Here is a 24,820-nt window from a genome sequence, read left to right as displayed (position 1 = left end):
CTGGGCCACTACTTCACCCCGGCCGCACTCTGCAGCACCGGCAGCGTCACCGCGCCCGCGAAGACCCGGCCGTCGTCGGTGACGAGCACGTTCAGCACCTTGGTGCTGATCAGCGAGCCGCCGGCGACGGGCTTGCCGAGCGACTTGACCAGCGCGAGCGGGTTCTGCAGCTTGCCGCCGCCGCCCGGGCCGTGCCCGCCCTTGCCGCGCGGACCCTTGCCCTCGGCCGGGACGAACACGTCGTTGCCGGGCAGCTTGGCGGAGAGCACCGCCGTCCAGCCCTCGCCGATCACGTTCACACCCTCGGCGGCGGCCTTGGCCTCCTCCGGGGTCACCTCGGCCCGCGGCGCGGCGTCGGCCTTGCGCTCCGTCACCTTGGCGCCCTTGGGGACGGTGAACTCGAAGGTCTTCGCGGACGGCGCCGCGAAGGAGACATCGGTGAAGTGGACGTCCAGCACGGTGCTGCCGTCCGTCCCCTTGACCACGACCGACAGCGGCACGCCGTTGTCGGCGGCCACCGCGATCCGGACCTCGCCGATCGTCGAACCGGAGCCGGTCGGCTTCACGCTCAGCCGGTAGGCCTTCTGCCCGGCCACGTTCACGGTGCCGTCCACGGTGACCGTGGTGGTGCCCGCGCTCGCGCCCAGGAACTGCTGGGCCGCCTCCTGCGGGGTGGTCGGCACCCCGGTCAGCGGACCCTTGCCCGGGTGGCCGTCCGCCTTGGCGTCCGGCCGGGCCCCGGTCAGGTGCACGGCCTCGTTGCTGCTGCTGTCCCAGGTCCACACCTGGTCGCCGTTGCGGATCATCTCGTAGCCGGCCAGCTGCTCCAGCAGGCCGATCCGCTGCCGGTCGGGCCCGTCCACCGCGACCCGCAGCCGGTGCTCGCCACCGAGCAGGCCGGTCAGCTTCGCCGTCGGGTCGGCGCCCGAGGACTTGCCCCCGGAACCGCCGCCCGGCGCGCCGCCGGCGAGGCCGCCGGCCGCGGCACCCAGCAGTTGGCTCGGCACACCGAGGTCGGCCGAGAGCGACACCGTGCCGGTCAGCGTCTCCGCCTGGGAGCCGAGCACCTTCGCCGCCACCTGCTCCGCCGTCAGCGCGGGCAGCTCCGGCGGCGAGGAGTCCGCCAGCGCCGGTACCAGCCCCACCCCGGCGGCGATCGCTGCCGTGACCGCCAGCGGCACCGCGACGCGCACCAGCGTGCGTCGGCGGGACCGGTAGGGAGCCCCGTCCTGCCACTCGTCCGCCGGGCCGCTGCCCGCGGTCGCCCTGTCGTCCGTCATCCGTCCAACCCCTCCGTCAGTGACCGACTGTCCCTGGGTATCCATTAGACGGTGCCGCGTCGCCCGCGTCATCGCCCTGCAGGGTTGGATACGGGTCGATCTCGCGACGCAGCCGACCCTGATTCCCCCTCAGGGTCGTCTCCTCCGAACGTACGAGGAACGTACGTGAACTGGCGTAGGGTCGCGGCATGGACGCATCCAACACTCCGACCGCCAACGCGATGCGCCGCGCCCTGCGCCGCGCCCGGGACGGTGTCGCGCTGGACGCGACCGAGGCGGCGGTACTGCTCCGGGCCAGGGGCGAGGACCTGCGCGACCTCTGCGCCTCCGCCGCCCGGGTCCGCGACGCCGGGCTCGAAGCGGCCGGCCGCCCCGGCGTCATCACCTACTCCAAGAGCGTGTTCATCCCGCTCACCCGGCTCTGCCGGGACAAGTGCCACTACTGCACCTTCGTGACCGTCCCCGGCAAGCTCCGCCGGGCCGGCCACGGGATGTACATGTCCCCGGACGAGGTGCTGGACGTCGCCCGCAGGGGCGCCGCGCTCGGTTGCAAGGAAGCGCTCATCACCCTCGGCGACAAGCCCGAGGACCGCTGGCCCGAGGCCCGTGAGTGGCTGGACGCGCACGGCTACGACGACACGATCGCCTACGTCCGCGCCATGTCGATCCGCATCCTGGAGGAGACCGGGCTGCTCCCGCACCTCAACCCCGGGGTGCTGAGCTGGACCGACTTCCAGCGGCTCAAGCCGGTCTCCGCCTCGATGGGGATGATGCTGGAGACCACCGCCACCCGGCTCTGGAGCGAGCCCGGCGGCCCGCACCACGGCTCGCCCGACAAGGAGCCGGCCGTCCGGCTCCGGGTGCTGGAGGACGCCGGCCGCAGCTCGGTGCCGTTCACCAGCGGCCTGCTGATCGGCATCGGCGAGACGTACGAGGAGCGCGCCGAGTCGCTGTTCGCGCTGCGCCGGGTCTCCCGGGCCTACCACGGCATCCAGGAACTGATCCTGCAGAACTTCCGTGCCAAGCCGGACACCGCGATGCGCGGCATGCCGGACGCGGAGCTGGACGAGCTGGTCGCCACCGTCGCGGTGGCCCGGCACATCATGGGCCCCTCCGCCTGTCTGCAGGCCCCGCCGAACCTGGTGGACGGCGAGTACGAGCGGCTGATCGCGGCCGGCGTCGACGACTGGGGCGGCGTCTCCCCGCTGACGCCCGACCACGTCAACCCGGAGCGCCCCTGGCCGCAGATCGACCAGCTGGCCGAGCGTTCGGCGGCGGCCGGCTTCGAGCTGCGCGAGCGGCTCGCCGTCTACCCCGAGTACGTCCGGCACGGCGAGCCCTGGCTGGACCCGCGGGTGCTGCCGCACGTCCGGGCGCTGGCCGACCCGGAGACCGGACTGGCCCGCCCGGACGCGGTGGTCACCGGACACCCCTGGCAGGAGCCGGAGGACCTGCCGGAGTCCTACGGCCGCACCGATCTGCACAGCACCATCGACACCGAGGGCCGGACCGGCGACCGGCGGGCCGACTTCGAGGACGTCTACGGCGACTGGGAGGTGCTGCGGGAGCAGGCCGCCTCGGCCGTCCCCGGCCCGACCGGGGCCCCGGAGCGGCTGGACGACGAGGTCAGGGCCGCGCTCGCGGTGGCGGCCGACGACCCGACCCGGCTCACCGACGCGCAGGCGCTGGCGCTGTTCCAGGCGGACGGCCCGGCCCTGGACGCGCTGTGCCGGATCGCCGACGCGGTCCGCCGGGACGCGGTCGGTGACGAGGTCACCTACTGCGTCACCCGGAACATCAACTTCACCAACGTCTGCTACACCGGCTGCCGGTTCTGCGCCTTCGCCCAGCGCCGCACCGACGCCGACGCCTACAGCCTCTCGCTGGAGCAGGTCGCCGACCGGGCCGCGCAGGCCTGGGAGGTCGGCGCCACCGAGGTCTGCATGCAGGGCGGCATCCACCCGGACCTGCCCGGCACCGCCTACTTCGACATCGCCCGTGCGGTGAAGGAGCGGGTCCCGGGGATCCATGTGCACGCCTTCTCGCCGATGGAGGTGGTCAACGGCGCGACCCGGACCGGTCTGTCGATCCGGGACTGGCTGCAGCGGGCCAAGGAGTCCGGTCTGGACACCATCCCGGGCACGGCCGCCGAGATCCTGGACGACGAGGTCCGCTGGGTGCTCACCAAGGGCAAGCTGCCGGCCGCGACCTGGGTGGAGGTCGTCAGCACCGCGCACGAGCTGGGCATCCGCTCCTCCTCCACGATGATGTACGGGCATGTGGACACCCCCGCGCACTGGGTGGGCCACCTGCGGCTGCTCGCGGAGATCCAGCAGCGCACCGGGGGCTTCACCGAGTTCGTGACGCTGCCGTTCATCCACACCAACGCCCCGGTCTACCTGGCCGGGATCGCCCGGCCGGGACCGACCGCGCGGGACAACCGGGCGGTGATCGCGATGGCCCGGCTGCTGCTCCACCCGCACATCCCCAACATCCAGACCAGCTGGGTGAAGCTGGGCGCCGAGGGCGCGGCGGAGATGCTCCGCTCGGGCGCCAACGACCTCGGCGGCACGCTGATGGAGGAGACCATCTCGCGGATGGCCGGTTCGGCGTACGGCAGCTACAAGTCGGTCCGGGACCTCCAGGCGATCGCCGAGGCGGTCGGGCGGCCGCACCGGCAGCGGACCACGACCTACGGGGAGGTGCCGGCCGAGCGGCTGGCCGCCGCGCTGGCCTCGGACGGGCACCTGCCCGACCTGCTGCCGCTGGTCGACTGAGCCCGTCCGGCCGCCGGGCCCCGGCGGACGGCGGCCCGGCCCGGACCGGGTGAAACCCGGGGAGTCCGGCGGGTGGTGGAACATCCGGTGGTGATCCGGTGGAGCGGGAACCCTGCCGGGCTGTTCGGGCATTCGAATACAGTGCGAGGGCGCGCGACCGGCCGTGCGTCGCGTGTCCCTCCCGCTCCCGGACGAAAGGCGCTTGCCGTGATGCCACTGTGGTCCCGCGCCCAGCAGCAGGACTTCCGCAGCCGGGTGCGGGGATGCCTGCTCGGCGGAGCGATCGGTGACGCACTCGGCGCGGGCGTGGAGTTCGAGTCCCTGGAGAAGATCCGTGCCGCGCACGGCCCGCTCGGCGTCACCGGGTACGTCCCCGCGTACGGGCGGCTGGGAGCGGTCACCGACGACACCCAGATGGTGCTGTTCACCCTCGACGGGCTGATACGCGCCCACATCCGCCGGGACACCGGCAGCTGGCACCCGCCCACCGACGTCCACCGCGCCTATCTGCGCTGGGCCGTCACCCAGCGGGACTGGGGCCCGGACGAGCGCCGGGACGACCTCGGCTGGCTCGGCCGGGAGGAGTGGCTGTACGCGCAGCGGGCGCCGGGCCAGGCCTGCCTCTCCGGCCTCTCCGGGCCGGACGCCGAGCGGCTGGGCACCCTGGAGGCGCCGAAGAACCCGCACTCCAAGGGCTGCGGCACGGTGATGCGGGCGGCGCCGTTCGGGCTGCTGACCACCTGGGAGCCGGGCCTGGTGTTCCAGCTGGCGGTGGAGTGCTCGGTGCTGACCCACGGCCACCCCACCGGCTACCTCTCGGCCGGGGCGCTGGCGGTGATCGTCCAGACGGTGGCGCGGGGCGGCACCCTGGAGGAGGGCGTGCACCTGGCGCTCGCGCTGCTGTCGGAGCGGCCGGCGCACGAGGAGACCACGGCGGCGCTGCGGGCCGCGCTGGACGCGGTGCGGGCGGGGGAGCCGTCCGCCGAGCGGGTCGAGGCGCTGGGGGAGGGCTGGGTCGCCGAGGAGGCGCTGGCGATCGGGGTGTACTGCGCGCTGGTCGCGCACGACGTCCGGTCCGGGCTGCTGCTGGCGGTGAACCACTCGGGGGACAGCGACTCCACCGGCGCGGTCTGCGGCAACCTGCTCGGGGTGCTGCACGGTGACACCGCGCTGCCGCCCGGCCTGGTGGCGGGTCTCGAGGGGCGCGGGGCGCTGCTCGAGCTGGCCGACGACTTCGTGCTGGAGCTGATGCACGGGCCCGAGCTGCACAGCCGCGACACCGCGGAGGGCGCGGCCTGGGCGGCCCGCTACCCGGTGCTCGGCTGATCCTCCGTCCGTCGGGCCGGGGAGTGCTTGTCGGGGGCATGCCTCCGGGTGCCGAGATGCCCGTAGCGGTGGCCGCCGCCCCGGGGGAGAGGCGACGGACACCGCTACGGGCACCTGGGCCGGGAACCGGCACGAGGTCGATCAGAGGCTGCCGAACGCTCCGGCGCCCGCCGCGGCGGCGAACGCGTTCCAGGCCTCGGGGGAGAAACTCAGCTGCGGTCCCTCCGGGTCCTTGGAGTCACGGACGGCCACCCGGTCGGCGGCCGGCACCCTGATCTCCACACACGCGCCGTTGCCGCCGCTGTGACTGCTCTTGCGCCAGCTCGTCCTGTTCTCGATGGTGGTGCTCATCGGTGGTATCCCTCTTCGATGTCGGCTATCAGTGAGCGGGTCTCCGCCACCCCGAGCGCGGCCGCCCGCAGGTGGTCGTAGAGACTGGTATAGCGGCGCACGTCGGCCTCCTTCTCCAGGTAGAGATCGCTCGTCACCCCTTCGAAGTAGACAACCGTCGAATCGGCTGACTCCGGGAACTCCAGCAGGGAGAATGTCCCGGTCATTCCGGGGTGGGCACCGTGCGAGAACGGTATGACCTGGATCGTGATGTTGGGGCGCTGGCTCAGCTCCAGCATGTGCTTCAGCTGGTGGGCCATCACCTCCTTGCTGCCGACCTCCCGGCGCAGCACCGCCTCGTCTATCACCGTCCACAGGCTGCCCAGCGGGTTCTCGCCGTTGACCCGGTCCTGGCGCTTCATCCGGACCTGCACCCGGCGCTGGACGGAGAGGGCGTCGGTGTCCGGCTGGGTGCCCTCGACCACGGCCTGGGCGTACTGCTCGGTCTGCAGCAGCCCGGGCACGAAGGAGGACTCGTAGGCGCGGATCGAGGAGGCCTCGGCCTCCAGCCCGATGTAGACGCTGTACGGGGTGGGCATGTCGTTGAAGTCGTGCCACCAGCCGCGCTGCCGGGACTCCCGGGCCATCTCCATCAGGCTGGCCCGCATCGCCTCGTCGGTGACGCTGTAGACGTCGCACAGGTCGCGGACGTCGCGCTGGCTGATGCTGCGGCGGCCGTTCTCCAGGCGGCTGATCTTCGACTGGGAGACCATCAGCCGGCCGGCGACCTCCTCCGCGGTCATCCCCGCCGCGTCCCGGAGCTTGCGCAGCTCCGAGCCGAGGCGTCGACGACGCACCGTGGGATTGATGTTCGCGGACACGTCGACCTCCGGTCGGACCTCTGGTGATCGTTGGAACGGAAGTCCTCGGAACACGGTGGAAATCTGGATCAACCCCCTGACGTTCTGCAGCATGTCACCCCGGGTCAGGTCGGCGCCGGGAAATCACTGGAGCGCAGTAGAACAGATCATCGGAAAAGCGCTTCGGTGAGACAGCGGACGCCTCCAGGTGGTAGAGGCGCCGCGGCCCGGTCCGGTGGTGGGGCGACGGCGTGACGGATGCGGTGCGGACGCGGCCCGGGGGCCGCGCAGGTGCTGGTGGCACGTGCGGGGGCGGTATGCGGCCGGGGGTCCGGGTGGGGGGCGGACCGACTCGGGGGACGGCGGAGGGGCGGTCGCCCGGCGACTTCCGTCGCGGGCAACCGCCCCTTCTCACTGCCTGGTGATGCCGGTTGCTCGGCGCCTCTGCGGGGCGTGAGCGGTTCGGCGTGCGCTGCCGTTCGCGCTGGTGCGCGCTCGGCGCACGGGGTGGTTCGGGTGCCCGCGGGACCGCGGGCCGAGCTGGGGGCCCGGACGAGGATCCGGACGGTGGTCCGGACCCGGGTCCTGGCGAGGGCCCCGATGCGGCCCTCGGTGCGGTCCCCGGTGCGGCCCTCGGCGGGCGTCCGGCCTCGGCGGGAGCCTCAGCGGACGCCGACGCGGGATGCCGCGACCCGGCCTCCGCCGCTGCCGCGCCCGGCCGCCGAGCGCTGACCGGCCCGGCCTCCCGAGCCCGACGGCGCCGCAGTTGCCTGGGCGGAACGGTTCTGCTGGCTCGGCAGGCCGTTCTGCACGTCCATCACGGCGTGCGCGACCATCCCGCCCAGCGGGTCGTAGCGGATCAGATCGCGCAACCGGGACCGCGAGGACCGGCCCTCGTTGCCCGGGTAGAGGTGCTTGCCCAGACCGACCGAGTGCGCCAGGGCGGCGAGCGCGGCCGTCCGCGGGTCCGGCGGCACGCCGGTGCGGATCGCGGTGTCCAGTCGCTGCTTGATCGCGGCGTTGGTGCAGTCGTCCGACGCCTGGTAGCGGATCGTCGGCAGCACCCCGCACACCTGACCGGGCACGGCGGTCACCATGCCGCAGCGCTCCAGGTGTGCCAGGTAGGTCTGCCGCAGCCCCAGCCGGGGCCCGCCGATCCAGTGCGTGGCGCGGACCGGGCTGCCGCGTCGTCGCAGCAGCTCGAGCGCGTGGTCGAGTGTCGGGTCACCGGTCGGCCGTGGCAGCACCACGGCGATCCGGTCACCTTCAGGAACGATCCGTCCGGCCAGGGACAGCTCGACCAGCTGTGCCCCGGCGAGTCCGAGGTCGAGGGTCTGCGGCTGCGCAGTGGTGCCCGTGGCCGGGTCCAAAGCGAGCAGCAAGAGTTCCTCGGGAACAGTTCTGCGGCTCTTGCCCATCCAAGCCTCCCCGCGTGGATGGGAAACAGCGTGACGCCTCTCACACGGGCTTGTCGAGTACGCCTCCGAATCGTGACCTTGCGATCGACCGGGGGAACCGCCCGTGGCGGGCCCGGCGTCTGACCGTTGAACAGGCCGCGGTGCGGCCGTGCCACGGTAATAACCGCCGGTCGGGCGGGGTGTGGGCGACCGGATCGGTCGCCGGTGGCGGAGACTGTACAGGTACACGGGGCGGGGTACCGGCTTCCCGAAATCGGGTCGGCCGGTGCCCCGCCGGGCGTTGAGGAGGCTGGGTTACGTGGGCGAGTCCCCCGACAGGGTGCTGCGGGACGGCGATCGGGCGCGGGAGCGGGACGGCGGAACGGCCGGGCCCGCCGCGGCCGAGGAGGCGGCCGCGCCGACGGTGGACCGGGCGGCGGACGCGGTGGCGGACGGGGCGGTGGAGCCGGAACCGGGCACCGCCGCCGAGCCCGCGGACACCGTCGACGCCCCGTCCGCCACCCCGTCCGCCGACTCGGGCGATGCCCCGTCCGGTGGGTCGGACGGCGCCCCGGACCTCGCCGACGGCGGATCGGGCCGGCCGGCCAAGCCCGCCACGGTGCAGCTGCGCGTCCGGGATTCGGACACCCGGACGACCGCGCTGCGGATGCCCGTGGACCAGGCGACCACCGCGCTGCGGATGCCGTCGGACGACGCGACCACGGCGCTGCGCCTGTCGTCCGACGACGCCACCACCGCACTTCGCCTGCCGAAGGAGCCGGGCCGGCCGTCCGGGGCCACCGCGATCGGTTCGGCCGAGCGGGCGGAGAAGGCCGACGGGGCCGGGTCCGGCACGCCGGAACGCCCGACCGGCGCCGACCCCCGTCTCGCCATTCGGACGGCGCCGACGACGGCGGCCGGGTCCGCCGGCGCGGCCGGTCGCACCGAGGCCGAGGCCGAGGCCGAGTCCGAGTCCGAGGCGGAACCCGCCGGGAGCGACGCGGACACCGACGGGCAGCCGGCGTCCCCCTCCCCGTCCCCGGCGACCGAGCCGACCGAGTCGACAGAGCCGACCGACTCGACCGAGCCGACAGAGCCGACAGGGCCGACCGAGTCGGCCGCCGCGGCCGCGCGGGCCGAGAAGTTCGAGAAGCGGGAAGACGCCGAACGCACCCGGATGCTGCGCCTCCCCGCCGCCGCGGGCACCGTCCCGAAGCCTCCCGCCCCGAAGCCGCCGCCCGAGCCCGAGCCCGATCCGGTGCCCGAGCCCGAGCCCGGGCCGACCCCGGAGCCGCGCCCCGCCCCGGCCCCCGCGCCGCCGCCCGCCCCCGAACCGCTGCCCCTGCCCGAACCGGCGCCACTGCCCGAGCCCGAACCCGCACCGCTGCCCTTCCCGGAGTCCACCTCCGAGGCGATGGACGTACTGGCCACGCTCAACGGCCGGCCGGTCTCGCCGCTGCGCCGCGCGCTCAAGCGGATCACCATCTGGACGGTCTTCCTCGCCGTCGTCCTCGGCGCGGTGGTCACCGCCCAGCTGCTCCGCCCGCTGCCGGACACCAAGGTGCGGATGACCGCCGCCGGCGGCTTCGGCTTCCCCGGCGACCCGCTCGACCTGGCCTGGCCCGCCAAGGGCCAGTCGGCCGCCGGGGTGGTCGGGGTCGGCAGCCTGGGCAGCTCGGGCCCGGAGACCCCGGCCTCGATCGCCAGCGTCACCAAGGTCATGAACGCCTACCTCATCCTTCAGGCGCACCCGCTGAAGAAGGGCGAGGGCGGTCCGAAGATCACCGTCGACAAGCAGGCCGCCCAGGAGTCCGGCAACGTCGACGAGTCCCGGGTCACCCTGACCGAGGGGCAGCAGCTCAGCCAGTACCAGGCGCTGGAGCTGCTGATGCTGCCCTCCGCCAACAACGTCGCCCGGCTGCTGGCGCGCTGGGACGCCGGGTCGGAGGAGGCGTTCGTGAAGAAGATGAACGACACCGCCGCCGCGTTCGGCATGACCAACACCACCTACACCGACCCGGCCGGCTTCAACGCCGAGACCAGGAGCACGGCCAAGGACCAGCTGAAGCTGGCCGAGCAGGTGATGCAGGACGAGATCTTCCGGCAGATCGTGTCGACCCCGGACACCACCTTCAACAACCAGAAGATCTCCAACACCAACACGCTGATCTCGCCCAAGAACGGCATCATCGGCGTCAAGACCGGCTCCAGCACCCCGGCCGGCGGCTGCCTGATGTGGGCCGCGTTCAAGGACGTCGCCGGTGCGCGGCGGCTGATCCTCGGTGTCACCCTGGGTCAGCCGGCGACCACCGCCGAGCCCAGCATCCTCAAGGTGGTGCAGAGCGTCAGCGCCAAGCAGATCCAGGCGGCCCAGAACGGGCTCACCGGTCAGACCCTGGCCAAGCAGGGCGACGTGGTCGGCCGGATCGACGACGGCCTCGGCGGTTCCGTCCCGGTCGTCGCCGCGCAGGACCTCTCGGTGGCCGGCTTCCCCGGGATCACCGGCACCCTGGTGCTGGACCCGCAGAAGGTCGGGCACCGGGTGACGGCCGGGACCCAGGTCGGTGTGCTGCGGTCGGGTGAGGGTGCCAACAAGGTCGAGGTGCCGGTCGTGCTGAAGTCCGACCTCGCCCCGCCGTCCATCCTGTCCCGGCTGACCCGGGCCCTCTGAGGCCCGTCGGCCCGGGCACACCCGCTGGGCCGGCCGGCGGGGCGGGACGCGCTCAGGCGCGCCGTCCGCCCCACCGGCCCGGCTCGGTGCGCGAGCCCAGGAACTCGGCGACGACCTCCTCCTCGGCCACCACCCGGCCCAGCGCGATCGCCAGCGTCACCCCGGTGAAAACCACGATCAGCCAGGACAGCGAGGTGAACACCACGCCGTAGGGGCCGAACTGGCCGATGCTGCGGGTCATCGCGTTCGGCAGGTAGACCCGCGAGGCCACCCCGACCCCGACCACCGCCACCCCGCAGAGCACCGCCCCCGGCAGCAGCGGCAGCCAGCGCACCCGGTTGCCCAGCAACAGGTGCTGGGTCCACCACCAGAGCGCCGTCGCCCCCAGGAAGGTCAGTGGGACGCCGAGCCAGGCGCCCAGGCCGAAGCCCTCCCGGACCGGGGTCTGGCACACCAGGCAGACCAGCCAGACCATCAGCCAGACCAGCCAGCGCCAGGCCGCCACCCTGGTGCCCGACTTGGGCAGCTCCCAGCAGCGCTCGCAGACCCGCTGCATGGCCCGGCTGAGCGCCGTCGCCGAGAGCAGGGTCACCAGCGCGCCGATCACCCCGAAGCTGGTGTCGTCCTGGTGGCCGGTCCCGAGCAGCTGCTGGACGGACTGCGCGGCCGCGCCCTGGAGCCCCAGCTCCTTGCGCAGCGAGTGCACCAGCCCGTCCCGGATGGCGGCGGGGGTGAACACCGAGATCACGAACAGCGCGGGCAGGGCACTCAGGAAGGCCTGTGCGGCCAGCCGGGTCGCGCAGTCCAGCAGGTTCACCCGGAACAGCTGGCGCAGGGCGCGGCCCACCAGCGGGACCTGCTGGGGCAGCTCGCGCGCCGAACCGGCCAGGGCCGTCGACCGCTGCTTCCACCGGTCCGTACGCCGGGGCGCCGGACCTTCCGGCCGAGGGGTCCGCCGCTCGGGAGGCTGCTCGCTCGGCTGCTCGCTCACGGACGGTCCTCCCGACCTGGTCGCCGTGATCCATGGTCGCCCGGGCCCCGGCGCGCCGCATCCGGGCCGCCCCGCGCCCCGCGGATCTGCGGCCCGGCCGGCCGGTGCCGCGGGAGGGGGTCAGCGGCCGGCGCCGGCCCCCTCCAGCAGCGCGAGCGTCATCCCGCCCAGCGGCGTCACCTGCTGCGGCGGGCCGAACCGGCCCCGCAGGGCGGCCGCCTCGCCCTCGGGCACCTCGGCGAGCGGATCGGTGGTGTCGCCCAGCACGACCAGCCAGGTGCGGGTCCCGGACCCGGTGCAGTCGGCGGGCTTCGGGCACGGTATCGGGAAGAGGTCCCCGGCCGGGACGGCCCCGCTCGCCACGAACAGGGGATACGGCCGTATCCCGTCCGGCAGGTAGTAGGAGACACCGGGGCCGACCATCGACCAGGCCTGCCCGCCGATCGGCACGGCCAGTCCGTCCCCGGGCCGGTAGCCGGCCGTGATCAGCCGGGCCACCTCCTGGTACGGCTCCTTGGACTGCGCGTGCGAGCCGGGGTAGCGCACCAGCGACTGCCGGGGCAGCGCCGTCACCCCGGTCACCGCCACCACACCGACCGCGAGCACCAGCCCCGCCGCCCGCAGCTCCGGCCTGGTCCGGCCGGGCTTGGCCGCGGCCGTCACCGCCGCGTACACGGCGCCGACCCCGCAGCCGGCCAGCGCCGCCCAGGCCGGGACCGTGAACAGCAGGTACCGGTCGAGGAAGTACGAGGTGGTGCCGCGCGAGAGCACCCAGACCGCCAGCACCGGCAGCACCGCGAGCAGCAGCAGCCGCAGCGCCGGACCGCGCCGCCCGGGCAGCACCAGGGCCAGCACCGTCAGCACCAGGAAGACGTCGAACACCCGGGCCGAGCCGAACAGCGGCTCGCCGAAGTGCCACAGCTGGTCCACGCTCGGCCGGGCGAGCCAGCCCAGCTGCCGCTCCGACTGCTGGCGGCCGAGCAGCGCGACCGGCAGCACCGCCACGACCAGGGCGGTGATCACCGCCGCCAGGCGGACGAGCAGCCGCCGCAGGTCCGGGCCGCGGGCCCCCCACAGGTGGGGCGCGACCAGCGCCGCCTGCCCGGCCAGGGCGCTCAGGGAGACCAGGTGCGCGGCGCCGGCCACGGCCATCGCCAGGCCGTAGGCGATCCACCGCCACGGCGTCGACCGGTCCAGCGCGCGCAGCAGGAACCAGGTCGCGGCCGCGACGGCGCAGGTCACCAGCGCGTAGGAGCGGGCCTCCTGCGCGTACCGGGAGACCAGTGGCACGGTCGCGAAGAGCAGTCCGGCGCAGGTGCCCGCGACGCGGCCGCCGAACAGGCGTGCGGCGACCAGCGCGGTGAACGCGGCCGCGCCCGCCATGGCCAGTACCGAGGGCAGCCGCAGCACCGTGACCGAGTCGCCGAACAGCGTGATCCAGCCGTGCAGCAGGACGTAGTAGGTGCCGTTGCTGGCGTCGACGTGCTGCAGCATCCGCAGCAGTTCACCGAGCGGGCGGACGGCGGACGTCCAGGTCGCCACCTCGTCCCGCCACAGGGTGGGGGTCCCCAGCCGGTAGCCGCCGACCACCAGCATCGCCAGCGCCGGGACCAGCCAGGTGGCCGGTCCGGCCACCCGTGCCGCCCGGCGGACGGATCTCCCGTACCACCGCTCGTCCGTCACCATCTGCCGCCCCCGCCTCTGTCCACCGGCCGGACGGCCCGGGGCCGAGGGCCGCCGAGTCCCGTCCTCCCAGGCTATCCGGCGGCCCCTCCGCAGGTCGGGCCACCCCCGGCCCCGCTGACCCGCCGTCGGCCCGTCCGTCCGGGCCCGTCCCCGCCCAACCCTCCCCGGCGATCCGCTAGGCTGTCAGCGGTCTTCCCCCGCCTCAGTAGCTCAGGGGATAGAGCACGGCTCTCCTAAAGCCGGTGTCGCAGGTTCGAATCCTGCCTGGGGCACAGCGCCGGTTCCGGCGGACGACGTAGTACGCGGGCCCCCTCGGTCACGACCGAGGGGGCCCGCGGCGTTCCGGTGAGCGGTTGTCAGCCCGGTGGATCGTCGGCCCGGTCCCGTCGGCGCGGTGGATCGGCGGCGCGGAAGGTCCTCAGCGCAGGAGGCCGTCGGGGCGGTCGGGGACGGGGTCGGCGGCGGGTCCGGCGACGGGGGCATTGTCGGAGGGGGCGTCCGGGAGGTCGTCCGCGGGATCGTCCGAGGGGTCGGTGTCGCGGGGCGGGCGGGCGGAGGAGACGAGCACCCGCTGGACGCGGGGGCGGGTGCGCCAGTCCACCCGGCGGAAGTCGCGGGCGAGGGCGCCGGGGCGGGCGAGTTCGACGAGGACGGTGACGGCGCCGAGGACGATTCCGGCGGCGAGCCAGCCGGCCAGGACGTCGGTGGTCCAGTGGACACCGAGGAAGACCCGGGAGGCGCCGATCGCGAGGACGGTCAGTGCGGCGGTCGTGCAGGCGGTGGTCCGGCCGGCGCGGCGGGCCCGGGGCCAGAGCAGGCCGACCAGCACCGCGCAGGTGATCACGGAGGCCATCGCGTGCCCGGAGGGGAAGGAGGGACCGTCGGCGTGCGCGACCGGGTCGGAGAAGGCCGGCCGGTGGCGGCCGAAGGAGAGCTTCAGCACCCACTGGCCGCCCCAGCCGATCAGGGTCTGGGCCGCCACCCAGCCGGCCAGCGTCCGGGCGCCGATCAGCCAGAGCCAGAGCGCGACGGCGCCGAGGACGCTGCGCATCGTGATCGTCCCGCCGATGTCGGAGAACATCTGCACCGAGGCGGTCCACACGGTGTGATCGGCCGCGTAGCGGTGCAGATCGCCGGTGAGCTCGCGGTCGAACCGGGCGAGCGGGCCCCAGCCGGTCTGCACCAGGGCCGCGAGGGCGGCGAACAGTCCGGCGCAACAGACCGCGAGTGCCGCGTGCCGGAGCAGGTGGCGATCACGCGCGGTGATGGTGGGCGAGCTGTTGGTCAGGTGCATGGCTGACACCTTCCCAGCCGCCTGCGCCGAGCGTGCGCTGCGGTGATAGCGATTTGGCATCTTTTGTGCGGAGAACCTGCGTGCGCCGGTGCGGGAGCGCGGGTCCGCGCGGGAACGCGCCCGGCGCCGGCGGGGTTGTGCCTGGCGGGGGCCGTGCGCGGGGTGCGCCGAAACGGTCCCGGAACGGCACCCGCGGTGCTCGCGCTGTCACCCTCCGTTCGGAATCGGGGATAAATCTCGCAGGATACTGCATCCCTGGAAGAATCTGAGCGACTTGGGAATGTTGTCCGGAATCTGTTCGTTGGATCGTTACGTGTGAGCCCCTCGGGGCCCGCACATCGTGCCCTCCTGGGGGCAGGCAGCCCAGACCTCGGCAACACCAGCAAAGGGAGCAAGCATGGCCACCCGTGCCGTCGTTCGCGACAGGGCCGACCGGACTCGCGCGGCCCGCCCGACCAACTTCGAGGCCGACCGTGACCTGGTCGGCATGTATCTCGACGAGATCGCCAGGACGCCCCTGCTCGATGCCGCCGAGGAGGTCGAGCTCTCGCTGCGGATCGAGGCCGGCGTGTACGCCCAGCATCTGCTGGACGAGGGCGGGCTCCCCGAGGGCGTCCAGCGCGAGGAGCTGGAGGCGATAGCCGAGGACGCCGAGCGCGCCAAGGACGTCTTCATCCGGTCGAACCTCCGTCTCGTGGTCGCCGTCGCCCGGCGCTACCCGCGCAGCGGCCTGCCCCTGCTGGACCTCATCCAGGAGGGCAACGCGGGCCTGGTCCGCGCGGTGGAGAAGTTCGACTACGCCAAGGGCTTCAAGTTCTCCACCTACGCGACGTGGTGGATCCGCCAGGCCATCACCCGGTCGATCGCCGACCAGTCGCGCACCATCCGGCTGCCCGTCCACCTGGTCGAGGAGCTGGGCCGGATCCGGCGGGTGCAGCGGGAGAAGTCGAAGGAGCTGGGCCGTGAGCCCGAGCCGGCCGAGATCGCGGCCGAGCTGGACACCACCGAGACCCGGATCAAGGACGTGCTGGACTGGGCGCGCGACCCGGTCAGTCTGAACATGTCGGTCGACGACGAGGGCGAGACCCAGTTCGGCGACCTGGTCGAGGACACCGGGGCGACGTCCCCCGAGGACGCCGTGATGGTCATGCTCCGCCGTGAGGAGCTGGACGGCCTGATCGGGCGGCTGGACGACCGGACGGCATCGATCATCCGCTCCCGCTACGGGATGGAGGACGGCCGCGAGCGCACCCTCACCGAGGTGGGCAAGCAGCACGGGCTGACCCGTGAGCGGATCCGCCAGATCGAGAAGCACGCGCTGGCGGAGCTGAAGAAGATCGCCGACCATGCGGGCTTCGAGGCCGCGTAGCGGAGGTCTACGGAGACGTGGGGCGCGCGGGGCGGCGCGGCCGGAGGTGGGTACGGGGGCGGGGACGGCCCGGTGGGCCCGGTGCGGAGCGGTCCGCGCCGGGCCAACCTTCGTCCCCGGGCCGCTCCGGGGCCTTCTAGGCTTGGTGGGCAGGGGCGGGCGACGGCGGACAGCGGCGGGGACGGCGAGAGCGGTGGAGGAGACGATGGCGAAGGACGCGACGGACGGCCGACCGGGCACGCAGCCCGGTACCGGGCCAGGGGCGGGGAGCGGGCCGGCACAGGCCGCCCCCAAGGCACAGCCGGGTGCGGACGCGGCGGCGAAGGCCCGGCTGATCTTCGGGGACCCGCTGGACCGGCAGTCCCGGGACGACACCGACACCGGGTGGGGCGAGCGCCCCGGGGCCGGGGAGAGCGGTGGACGGGGGCTGGACTGGTACCTGAGCCAGCGCCCGCCGCACCACGGGGACTGATCCGAGGGGGAGGGGCCGCCGGGCCCCGGGCGGGACGGGGCGTGGCGCGGCGGGGTTCGGACGGGCCAGGGGTCAGGCGGCCCGGGTGACCAGGGCGTCGCGGATCTCGGTGAGCAGCAGGACCTCCTTGGCCTCGGCCTCCGCCTGGACCTCGGCCAGGGTCTTGCGCCGGGCGGTGAACCTGGTCATCGGCAGGATGAGGCAGAAGTAGACGACGGCGGCGGTGATCAGGAACTGCAGGGCCGCGCTGAGCACGCTGCCCCAGAGGATGAGGATTCCGGACGTCACCTCACCGGCGGCGGTCACCTCGCAGGGCCCCTTGATGCAGGAGCTGTAGGACGCGAGGTCCTTGGCCCCGAACGCGCCGACGATCGGATTGATGACGCCTTTGACGAAGGCGTTGACGATGCTGGTGAAAGCCGCACCGATGACTACGGCGACGGCCAGGTCGACGACGTTTCCGCGCAGCAGGAATTCCTTGAAGCCCTTCATGCCGCGTGAACGACGAAGTCGTTCCTCGGTTACGGGTGATTTCCTCCCCCCTCCGCCGGACAACCCGTTCGGCCGACCGGCGGTGCCGATTCCGGCGTCCGCGGGTCCGCCCAGGCCGGTCCGAGGGCGAGTGCGGCCGCCATCGCGAAGAGCAGCACGGCCGGCACCCGGGGGCCGGCTGCCAGCAGCTGTCGGAGCCGGCCGCGCAGACCGGCCCGGCCTCCGATCGGCGGGAAGGAGGGCACCGGCTGCCGGGGCGGAACGGTCGGCGCGGGCAGCGGCGGGATCGGCAGCGGACGGGGCGACAGGGCGGGCGAAGCGGTACGCACGGGTACCTCCACGGGTCGGGTTCGGGGCTGGCGGTGCCCACTCTGGGCCGCCCGCGCGACCGCCGGAACTCCCTTTTCCGTACCTGTGGAAAACCCGGCCCTGTGGACAACGGGACCCACCCGCGGGGGTGAACCGACCCGCCCGGCGCTGACAGAACCCGCCCCCGGGACACCCGCCCCCGGGACACCCGCCCCCGAAAGCCCTGCCCCCGAAACGCCCCAGCCCCGAAACGCCCGCCCCCGGGACACCCGCCGCAGAACGCGCGAAAGGCCCGCCGCACCCGTGGAGAACGGGAACGGCGGGCCGTCCGAGAAGCTGCTGCCGCGACCCGGCAGAAGGTCAGCCGGCCGCCGGAGCGGGGCTGGCCGCGGGGGCCGAGGACCCCGACGAACCCGAGGAGCCCGACGAGGACGAGCCCGACGAGGAGCCCGAGGCCGACGTCGACGAAGAGGACGACGACGAGCCGGATCCCACCGAGCTGCTGGAGGAGGAGCGGCTGTCGGTCCGGTAGAAGCCGGAGCCCTTGAAGACGACACCCACCGCCGAGAAGACCTTGCGGAGCCGTCCCTGGCAGTCGGGGCACGTGGTCAGCGGCTCGTCGGTGAACTTCTGCACCGCCTCCAGGCCGTTGCCGCACTCGGTGCACTGGTACTGGTACGTGGGCACTTGTCTTCCTCCTGGCACTCTCGCCTGATGAGTGCTAACGATCCTCAATGATGCGGCATTCCGGAGGATCAGTCCAGCGACTCGAATGTGAGATGAGTCGGTTCTGGCCCCGGGGTCAGCCCTTGACGGCCCCCACCAGCCCGGCGGGCGCACCGCGCTCCACCGAGCCGGCGACCACCGTGCTGCGGGTTCCGGCCGGTACCAGCAGCCCCCGCAGCGAGAGCAGGGCGATCAGGCCGAGACCGGCACCGGCGACCGGCACCAGGAAGCCGACCGTCGGGCCCTGCGCGTCGATCAGCCGCCCGGCCGCCGTCGCGCCGGTCGCCAGGCCCAGGCCGATGGCGCCGGTCAGCCAGGTGAAGGCCTCGGTCTTGGCGCCGTCCTCGACCAGCGTCTCGACCAGGGTGTAGCCGCTGATCAGGGTGGGCGCGATGGCCAGGCCGCAGACCAGCCCGGCGACCGACAGCGCGACCAGGTTCGGCATCGCCCACAGGGTCGAGCAGCCCAGCACCAGCAGGCCGTAGCTCATGACCATCCGCTGCTGGACCGACCGCCGCCAGGCGACCATGCCGTACAGCACGCCGGCCAGCATCGAGCCGCCGGCGAAGATGCCGTAGACGGTGCCCGCGGCGCCCGGCCGGCCGACCGAGTCGGCGAAGGCGTTCACCGAGACCTGCAGGCCGCCGAAGACGGCGCCCACGCCCAGGAAGGTGGCGGCCAGCAGCCGGACGCCGGGGGAGGCGAGGGCCGAGGCCTGCCGGACGCCGGGCTCGCGCACCACCCGGGCGGGCGCGGTGCGCCGCTGGGCCGCGAAGGCCAGACCGCCGACCAGGGTCAGCGCGGCCTCGGCGATCAGCCCGGTCGAGGGGTTGACCGAGGTGGCCACGGCGGCGGCCAGGATCGGGCCGACGACGAAGGTGAACTCGTCGGTCACGGACTCGAAGGCGAAGGCGGTGCTCACCTTGGCGGCGGAGGAGGCGGAGGCGCCCTCGGCGGTGAAGGTGGAGATCCAGCGGGCGCGCACCATCGCGCCGATCTGCGGGACGCTCGCACCGGCCGGGGCGGCGGCCAGGAACAGGCTCCAGGCCGGCGCGTGCCCGAGGGCGAGCGCGATCAGCGCGCCGACCGAGGCCGCGTGCACCAGGACGGTCGGGACGAGCACGGCGGCCTGGCCGTACCGGTCCGCGAGCCGCCCGGTCTGCGGGCCGATCAGCGCCTGGGCGACGGCGGCGACCGCCGCGACCGTGCTGGCGGTGCCGTAGGAGCCGTGGGTGTCCTTGACCAGCAGCAGGATTCCCATGCTGAGCATCGCGTAGGGCAGCCGCGCGAGGAGCGCGGGGGTCAGGAACGTCCAGGCCCCGGGAGTGCGCAGCAGGGCCCCGTAGCCGACCCGGGCCGGCGCGGTGTCCGCGCTGCCCGTGCTGCCGGCGTCGCCCGTGGCGTCAGCCTCGGCCATGGCATTCTCGGCGTCCTCGACGCTCTCGACCGTTCGGCGGGCCGTCACGGTCGGTCCTTCCTGCTGCCTGGTAGCGCGGCAGGGCATGGGGTGGCCCCGACGGCGCCGAGAGTCGTCCTCTCGCGCGTCGACCGGGGTAGTTACCGGGCCGGTCCGGCGGTGGGCCGGGTCCGGGCCGCGGCCGCCGAGCGGTCGCGCCAACTCTGCTTCAGGCAGATGCTGGGGTGTGGTGTGTCAGCAAACAATGGTTATACGCGCGTAGATGTCGCGCTCGACTCGACACTACAGGACGGATCCAAAGTTGTCCTGTTAAGTCAAGGTGAACTCCGCGCGAGACCTTCAGGTCCCACGTCCGTGCAGCCAGTCGGCCAGCTTGCCGCCCTTGTCCACGGCCCGCAGCCGCCGCTCGGCCGCCTCGCCCACCGCGTCGGTGGTGACGACCAGCAGCTCGTCCCCGCCGCGCAGCACGGTCGCCTTGTCGGGCACGAAGCTGCTCCCCTCCCGCACCACCAGGGTGACCGCCGCCCCGGTCGGCAGCCGCAGCTCGCCGATCTCCACGCCGGACATCCGGGAGTCCGGCGCCAGCGCGACCGACAGCAGGTGCCCGTGCAGCTTCTCCAGCGGCGCCGACTCGATGCCGAGGTCCTGCCCCATCGAGCCGTCGCCGATCCGCAGGCCCTTGGCGACCCAGGGCAGGGTCGGCCCCTGGAGCAGGGTGAAGACCACGACCAGGATGAAGACGATGTTGAAGACGTCCTGGGCCATCGGCGCGCCGGCCACCATCGGGATGGTGGCCAGCACGATGGGCACCGCCCCGCGCAGGCCGGCCCAGCTGAGCAGGGCCTGCTCGCGCAGCGGCAGCCGGAACGGGGTGAGTGTGAGCACCACCGAGAGCGGCCGGGCGACGAAGACCAGCACCGCGCCGATCACCAGCGCCGGCACCACGGCCGAGCCCATCGACTCGGGGGCGCAGAGCAGGCCGAGCAGCACGAACATGCCGATCTGCCCGATCCAGGCCAGGCCGTCGGCGAAGCCCCGGACGGCCGGGCCGTGCGGCAGCTTGGCGTTGCCGAGGATCACCGCGGTGACGTAGACGGCGAGGAAGCCGGAGCCGTGCAGCAGCGCGCCGCCGGCGTAGGCGAGCACGGTGAGGGCCAGCACCGCGATCGGGTAGAGGCCGGAGGACGGCAGGGCGACGCGCTTGACGCCGTACGCGCCGAGCTTGCCGATCGCGAGGCCGACCGCCAGGCCGATCGCCAGCTCGGCGAGGATCGTGCCGATCAGGACGTACCACGGGTCCGGCTCGCCGACGGCGGCGAAGGCGACGACCAGGATGACCACCGGCGCGTCGTTGAAGCCGGACTCGGCCTCCAGCAGACCGGTCAGCCGGCGCGGCAGCGGCACCGTCCGCAGTACCGAGAAGACGGCCGCGGCGTCCGTGGACGAGACGATCGCGCCGAGCAGCAGTGAGGTGCGCCAGTCCAGGCCGACCAGCCAGTGGGCCCCGGCCGCGGTGACGAAGACGCTGATCGCGACGCCGACGGTGGCGAGCACGGTGGCGGCCCCCATGACGGGTCTGGCCTCGCGCCAGTTGGTCTTGAGGCCGCCCTCGGCCAGGATCACCACCAGGGCCGCGTAGCCGAGGACCTGGGTGAGCTCGGCGTTGTCGAAGGAGATGCCGAGGCCGTTCTGGCCGAGCGCCACCCCGATGCCGAGGTAGATCAGCAGGCTGGGCAGGCCGGATTTGGTGGACACGCGCACGGCGACCACCGCGATCAGCAGGATCACGGAGAACTCGAGCAGCAGCTGGTTCAGGTGGTCGACATTCACGCAGGGGCACCTCGGACGTGGCGGGGGCGGACGGGGTCCCGACAGGGGTGGCGACCTGGGGTGCCAATTACTCCCCTTGCGGATCGTTACTCAGTCTAACATTTTGCCATATCTTTAGGTTCATTGGCCACGCGTTCCCTCGAGCCCGCGCTTCCGGCCTGTTCCCGGCCTCCTTCCGACCGCCTTCTGACCTCCTCCGATCCCACCGTGAGCGTCCCCCGTGCACGGCCGCCAGCCGAGTCGGCCTAATGTGGTGCCCTGTCACGGCCCCGTGCCCTTGACATGTCCGCCCGCCCCCCAGTGAGGACCGCAAGGACCCAGATGCCCCGCTCGAAAAAGTTCCGGCGCGCCCGTCTGATCGTGATCGTGCTGGTCGTACTGCTGGTGGCCGGCGCCGGCTACGGCGGCTACCGGGGGGTGGCCGCGGTCCGCGCGTCCTTCCCGGAGGTCGACGGCAGCGTCAAGGTGGCGGGCATGAGCGCGCCGGTCGACGTGAAGCGGGACGCCAACGGCATCCCCCAGCTCTACGCCGACAGCTCCGAGGACCTCTTCCGCGCCCAGGGCTACGTCCAGGCCCAGGACCGGTTCTGGGAGATGGACGTCCGGCGGCACATCACCGCGGGCCGGCTCTCCGAGATGTTCGGCGACAGCCAGGTCGACACCGATTCCATGATCCGCACCATGGGCTGGCGCCAGGTGGCCCAGAAGGAGTTCGACACCCTTCTCAACGCCGACACCAAGAAGAACCTCCAGGCCTACGCGGAGGGGGTCAACTCCTGGCTCGCCGAGCACCCGGGCGGCTCCGCCGCCTCGGTGGAGTACGGCGTGCTCGGTGTCGTCAACGGCGACTACAAGCCCGAGCAGTGGACCCCGGTCGACTCGGTGGCCTGGCTCAAGGCGATGGCCTGGGACCTCTCCGGGAACCTCCAGGAGGAGATCGACCGCTCGCTGCTCGCCCAGGACTTCAGCCCGGAGAAGATCGCCGAGCTGTACCCGGACTACCCGTACGCGCGCAACGGCACGATCGTGAAGACCGGCACCGTCAACGGCACCTCCTACAAGCCGGCCGACGGCTCCGCCCCGGCCGCCCAGGGGACCGCCGCCGGCACCGCCCAGGGCGCCGCCGCCACCTCGGCGCTGCTCAAGGGCGTCACCGACCGGATCGACGCGCTGCCCGAGCTGCTCGGCCGCAACGGCCAGGGCATCGGCTCCAACTCCTGGGTGGTGGCCGGCAGCCACACCACCACCGGCAAGCCGCTGCTGGCCAACGACCCGCACCTCGGCCCCGGCCTGCCCTCGGTCTGGTACCAGATGGGCCTGCACTGCCGGACGGTCTCGCCGACCTGCCAGTACGACGTCTCCGGCTTCACCTTCGCCGGCATGCCCGGTGTGGTCATCGGCCACAACAAGGACATCGCCTGGGGCTTCACCAACCTCGGCGCCGACGTCACCGACCTCTTCCTGGAGAAGGTGACCGGCCCCGAGACCTACCTGGTCGACGGCAAGGAGAAGAAGTTCGAGCTCCGCAAGGAGACCATCAAGGTCGCCGGGGGCGAGGACCGCACCATCACCGTCCGCACCACCGAGACCGGCGCCCCGCTGATCTCCGACCCGAGCACCGAGCAGCAGAACGTCGGCAAGTACGCGCCCAACGGCGCCTCCGCCCCGGACCGGGGCACCGGCGGCTACGGCGTCGCCCTGCAGTGGACCGCGCTGATCCCGGGCCGCACCATGGACGCCGTCTTCGCGCTCGACCGGGCCAAGAACTGGGACGACTTCCAGAAGGCCGCCGCCGACTTCACCGTCCCGTCGCAGAACCTCGTCTACGCCGACGCCAAGAACATCGGCTACCAGGCCCCGGGCTACATCCCGGTGCGCGGCAAGGGCGACGGCCGCTACCCGGCGCCGGGCTGGGACTCCGCCTACCAGTGGAAGAAGGACCCGGTCCCGTTCAGCGCCATGCCCTGGAGCCTCAACCCGAGCAGCGGCTACATCGTCACCGCCAACCAGGCCGTGGTCGACCCGAGCTACAAGCCCGCGCTGACCACCGACTGGGAGTACGGCACCCGAGCCAAGGAGATCACCGACCAGCTGGAGGCCCGGCTGAAGAACAACGGCAAGATCTCGCCGGACGACATGCAGGACATGCAGCTCGACAACACCAGCATCCTGGCCAAGACCCTGGTCCCGATGCTGCTCAAGGTCGAGGTCGACGACCCCTACGTGCGCGAGGCGCAGGACCTGCTGAAGGACTGGAACTTCCACCAGGACGCCGACTCGGCCGCCGCCGCCTACTACAACGGCGTCTGGCGCCAGCTGCTCACCCTCGCCTTCGGCCAGAAGTTCCCGGCCGACCTGCGGGCCGAGGAGAACTGCCTGCTGGTCCGCCAGCAGATCGACCCGACCAGGCCGGACAGCAAGTCGAAGATCGTCACCGAGTGCGGCACCCGTGACCCGGCCAAGGCCCAGCCGGACGGCGGCGACCGCTGGAACGAGGTCGTCCGGCAGCAGCTGGAGAAGCCCGACAGCGGCTGGTGGACGTACATCGACTCCCAGCACAAGGAGCAGAAGGGCCTGGACAACCTGCTGCGCGAGGCGATGACCAACGCCCGCCAGGAGCTCACCTCGCTGCTCACCAAGGACATCACCACCTGGAGCTGGGGCCGGCTGCACAAGCTGGAGCTGCGGGAGCGCACCATGGGCTCGGACAGCTCCTCGATCGCCTCGGGTGTCGTCCACCAGCTGCTCAACCGGGGTCCCTACCGGCTCTCCGGCGGTTCGGCGGCGGTCGACGCGGCGGGCTGGAACGCGGCCGCCGGGTACCAGGTCGACTGGATCCCCTCGATGCGCATGGTGGTCGACCTCAACGACCTCGACGCCTCGCGCTGGATCATCGTCGGCGGTGCCTCCGGTCACGCCTTCCACGAGAACTACAACGACCAGACCGACCTCTGGCTCAAGGGCAAGCTGCTGAGCTGGTCCTTCTCGCCGGACGCGGTCGAGCGGGCGACCAAGCACAAGCTGACGCTGACCGCGGGCTGAGGCCCGCCCGCCGCGTCGAAGCCCCGCGCCCCCGGATCCGTCCGGGGGCGCGGGGCTTTCTGCTGCGCCCTCTGCTGCGGCCTCTACTGCGCCCTCTGCTGGGCCCTCTGCTGGGCCTTCTGCCGCGCCCGAGCCCGCCCGTCGCCCCGGTCGCGGCCGGACCTCACCCCAGCCGGTGGGCACCGGAGGGGGTCAGCGCGAGGTCCACCGGCCGGTCGTGCGGCTCGGCCGGCACCCGCTCCAGCAGCTCGTGCTCGTACAGCAGCACCGCCAGCACCGGCCGCGCCCCGGCCCGCTCCAGCCGGGCCAGCACCCGGTCGTACGAGCCGCCGCCGCGCCCCAGCCGCAGCCCCCGCCGGTCCACCGCCAGCCCCGGCAGCAGCACCAGCCCGGCCCCGGTCACCGCCTCGGGGCCGAGCCGCCCGCCGACCGGCTCCAGCAGGCCGCGCCCGGCCGGGGCCAGCGCCGACGGCCCCGCGTACTCCGCCCAGTCCAGGTCGTTGTCGGCCAGCAGCACCGGGAGCAGCACCCGCAGCCCGCGCGCCCGCAGC

Annotated in this window: 18 protein-coding genes and 1 tRNA gene; 7 read left to right on the top strand and 12 right to left on the bottom strand. The window is 73.3% G+C overall.

The window, feature by feature from the left end:
• Nucleotides 1-8: 8 nt before the first annotated feature.
• A complete protein-coding gene (locus BI06_RS07195) occupies nucleotides 9-1,280 on the bottom strand; it encodes a hypothetical protein (RefSeq protein ID WP_051740405.1) in 1,272 nt (423 codons plus the stop codon).
• Nucleotides 1,281-1,468: 188 nt separating this feature from the next.
• On the opposite strand from BI06_RS07195, the gene BI06_RS07190 reads away from it, so the two are divergent.
• On the top strand, nucleotides 1,469-4,057 hold the full coding sequence (locus BI06_RS07190; RefSeq protein ID WP_030393504.1) for a bifunctional FO biosynthesis protein CofGH: 2,589 nt from the start codon (nucleotides 1,469-1,471) through the stop codon (nucleotides 4,055-4,057).
• 210 nt (nucleotides 4,058-4,267) lie between these two features.
• Nucleotides 4,268-5,383: an ADP-ribosylglycohydrolase family protein gene (locus BI06_RS07185; RefSeq protein WP_030393503.1), complete on the top strand. Its 1,116-nt coding sequence runs from the start codon at nucleotides 4,268-4,270 to the stop codon at nucleotides 5,381-5,383.
• Nucleotides 5,384-5,524: 141 nt separating this feature from the next.
• On the opposite strand, the gene BI06_RS07180 is transcribed toward BI06_RS07185, so the two are convergent.
• The 3 genes from BI06_RS07180 to BI06_RS07170 all read right to left on the bottom strand — a co-directional run bounded on the left by BI06_RS07180 (nucleotide 5,525) and on the right by BI06_RS07170 (nucleotide 7,991).
• Nucleotides 5,525-5,734 carry a DUF397 domain-containing protein gene (locus tag BI06_RS07180; RefSeq protein WP_030393502.1) on the bottom strand — a complete coding sequence of 70 codons (210 nt, stop codon included), beginning with the start codon at nucleotides 5,732-5,734 and terminating at the stop codon, nucleotides 5,525-5,527.
• Nucleotides 5,731-6,594: a helix-turn-helix transcriptional regulator gene (locus BI06_RS07175; RefSeq protein WP_030393501.1), complete on the bottom strand. Its 864-nt coding sequence runs from the start codon at nucleotides 6,592-6,594 to the stop codon at nucleotides 5,731-5,733. The genes BI06_RS07180 and BI06_RS07175 overlap by 4 nt, the downstream gene beginning before the upstream one ends.
• Before the next feature lie 641 nt (nucleotides 6,595-7,235).
• Nucleotides 7,236-7,991, bottom strand: coding sequence for a GPP34 family phosphoprotein (locus BI06_RS07170; RefSeq protein ID WP_030393500.1), 756 nt, complete (start codon nucleotides 7,989-7,991; stop codon nucleotides 7,236-7,238).
• 298 nt (nucleotides 7,992-8,289) lie between these two features.
• Between BI06_RS07170 and BI06_RS50410 the strand changes: the two genes are divergently transcribed.
• Nucleotides 8,290-10,641 carry a D-alanyl-D-alanine carboxypeptidase gene (locus BI06_RS50410; RefSeq protein ID WP_051740402.1) on the top strand — a complete coding sequence of 784 codons (2,352 nt, stop codon included), beginning with the start codon at nucleotides 8,290-8,292 and terminating at the stop codon, nucleotides 10,639-10,641.
• Nucleotides 10,642-10,693: 52 nt separating this feature from the next.
• Here BI06_RS50410 and BI06_RS07160 read toward each other — a convergent pair whose 3' ends face one another.
• Both BI06_RS07160 and BI06_RS07155 read right to left on the bottom strand, forming a co-directional pair.
• On the bottom strand, nucleotides 10,694-11,632 hold the full coding sequence (locus tag BI06_RS07160) for a YhjD/YihY/BrkB family envelope integrity protein (RefSeq protein WP_030393498.1): 939 nt from the start codon (nucleotides 11,630-11,632) through the stop codon (nucleotides 10,694-10,696).
• 120 nt (nucleotides 11,633-11,752) lie between these two features.
• On the bottom strand, nucleotides 11,753-13,318 hold the full coding sequence (locus BI06_RS07155) for a glycosyltransferase family 39 protein (protein WP_082558349.1): 1,566 nt from the start codon (nucleotides 13,316-13,318) through the stop codon (nucleotides 11,753-11,755).
• A gap of 199 nt (nucleotides 13,319-13,517) precedes the next feature.
• Here BI06_RS07155 and BI06_RS07150 point away from each other — a divergent pair.
• Nucleotides 13,518-13,590, top strand: a tRNA-Arg gene (locus tag BI06_RS07150).
• A 146-nt stretch (nucleotides 13,591-13,736) separates the two neighbouring features.
• On the opposite strand, the gene BI06_RS07145 is transcribed toward BI06_RS07150, so the two are convergent.
• Complete coding sequence (locus tag BI06_RS07145) at nucleotides 13,737-14,612, bottom strand: phosphatase PAP2 family protein (protein ID WP_051740395.1); 876 nt, start codon at nucleotides 14,610-14,612, stop codon at nucleotides 13,737-13,739.
• A gap of 397 nt (nucleotides 14,613-15,009) precedes the next feature.
• Here BI06_RS07145 and BI06_RS07140 point away from each other — a divergent pair, with 397 nt between their 5' ends.
• Both BI06_RS07140 and BI06_RS07135 read left to right on the top strand, forming a co-directional pair.
• Nucleotides 15,010-15,981, top strand: coding sequence for a sigma-70 family RNA polymerase sigma factor (locus BI06_RS07140; RefSeq protein WP_030393495.1), 972 nt, complete (start codon nucleotides 15,010-15,012; stop codon nucleotides 15,979-15,981).
• Between the two features lie 205 nt (nucleotides 15,982-16,186).
• A complete protein-coding gene (locus BI06_RS07135) occupies nucleotides 16,187-16,453 on the top strand; it encodes a hypothetical protein (RefSeq protein ID WP_030393494.1) in 267 nt (88 codons plus the stop codon).
• 72 nt (nucleotides 16,454-16,525) lie between these two features.
• Here the strand turns inward: BI06_RS07135 and mscL are convergent, their stop codons facing one another.
• The 4 genes from mscL to BI06_RS07110 form a co-directional block, all read right to left on the bottom strand.
• Nucleotides 16,526-16,945, bottom strand: coding sequence for a large conductance mechanosensitive channel protein MscL (mscL, locus tag BI06_RS07130; protein WP_030393493.1), 420 nt, complete (start codon nucleotides 16,943-16,945; stop codon nucleotides 16,526-16,528).
• Between the two features lie 669 nt (nucleotides 16,946-17,614).
• Entirely contained in the window at nucleotides 17,615-17,941 is a 327-nt protein-coding gene (locus tag BI06_RS07120; RefSeq protein ID WP_030393492.1) for an FmdB family zinc ribbon protein, read from the bottom strand.
• Between the two features lie 115 nt (nucleotides 17,942-18,056).
• A complete protein-coding gene (locus tag BI06_RS07115) occupies nucleotides 18,057-19,397 on the bottom strand; it encodes an MFS transporter (RefSeq protein ID WP_051740670.1) in 1,341 nt (446 codons plus the stop codon).
• A 339-nt stretch (nucleotides 19,398-19,736) separates the two neighbouring features.
• The gene (locus BI06_RS07110; protein WP_030393490.1) at nucleotides 19,737-21,227 is read right to left on the bottom strand and encodes a potassium/proton antiporter; all 1,491 of its coding nucleotides are present in this window, start codon (nucleotides 21,225-21,227) and stop codon (nucleotides 19,737-19,739) included.
• A 321-nt stretch (nucleotides 21,228-21,548) separates the two neighbouring features.
• Here BI06_RS07110 and BI06_RS07105 point away from each other — a divergent pair, with 321 nt between their 5' ends.
• Nucleotides 21,549-24,269: a penicillin acylase family protein gene (locus BI06_RS07105; RefSeq protein ID WP_030393489.1), complete on the top strand. Its 2,721-nt coding sequence runs from the start codon at nucleotides 21,549-21,551 to the stop codon at nucleotides 24,267-24,269.
• Nucleotides 24,270-24,432: 163 nt separating this feature from the next.
• Here BI06_RS07105 and BI06_RS07100 read toward each other — a convergent pair.
• Nucleotides 24,433-24,820: 5-formyltetrahydrofolate cyclo-ligase (locus BI06_RS07100; RefSeq protein ID WP_043466572.1), on the bottom strand; the 388-nt coding region annotated here is incomplete at its 5' end.

It is taken from the genome of Kitasatospora sp. MBT66, from assembly GCF_000710405.2.
GTDB lineage: Bacteria > Actinomycetota > Actinomycetes > Streptomycetales > Streptomycetaceae > Kitasatospora > Kitasatospora purpeofusca.
The sequence above is the reverse complement of the archived record's forward strand: the minus strand, read 5'-3'. Positions and strand labels throughout refer to the sequence as shown.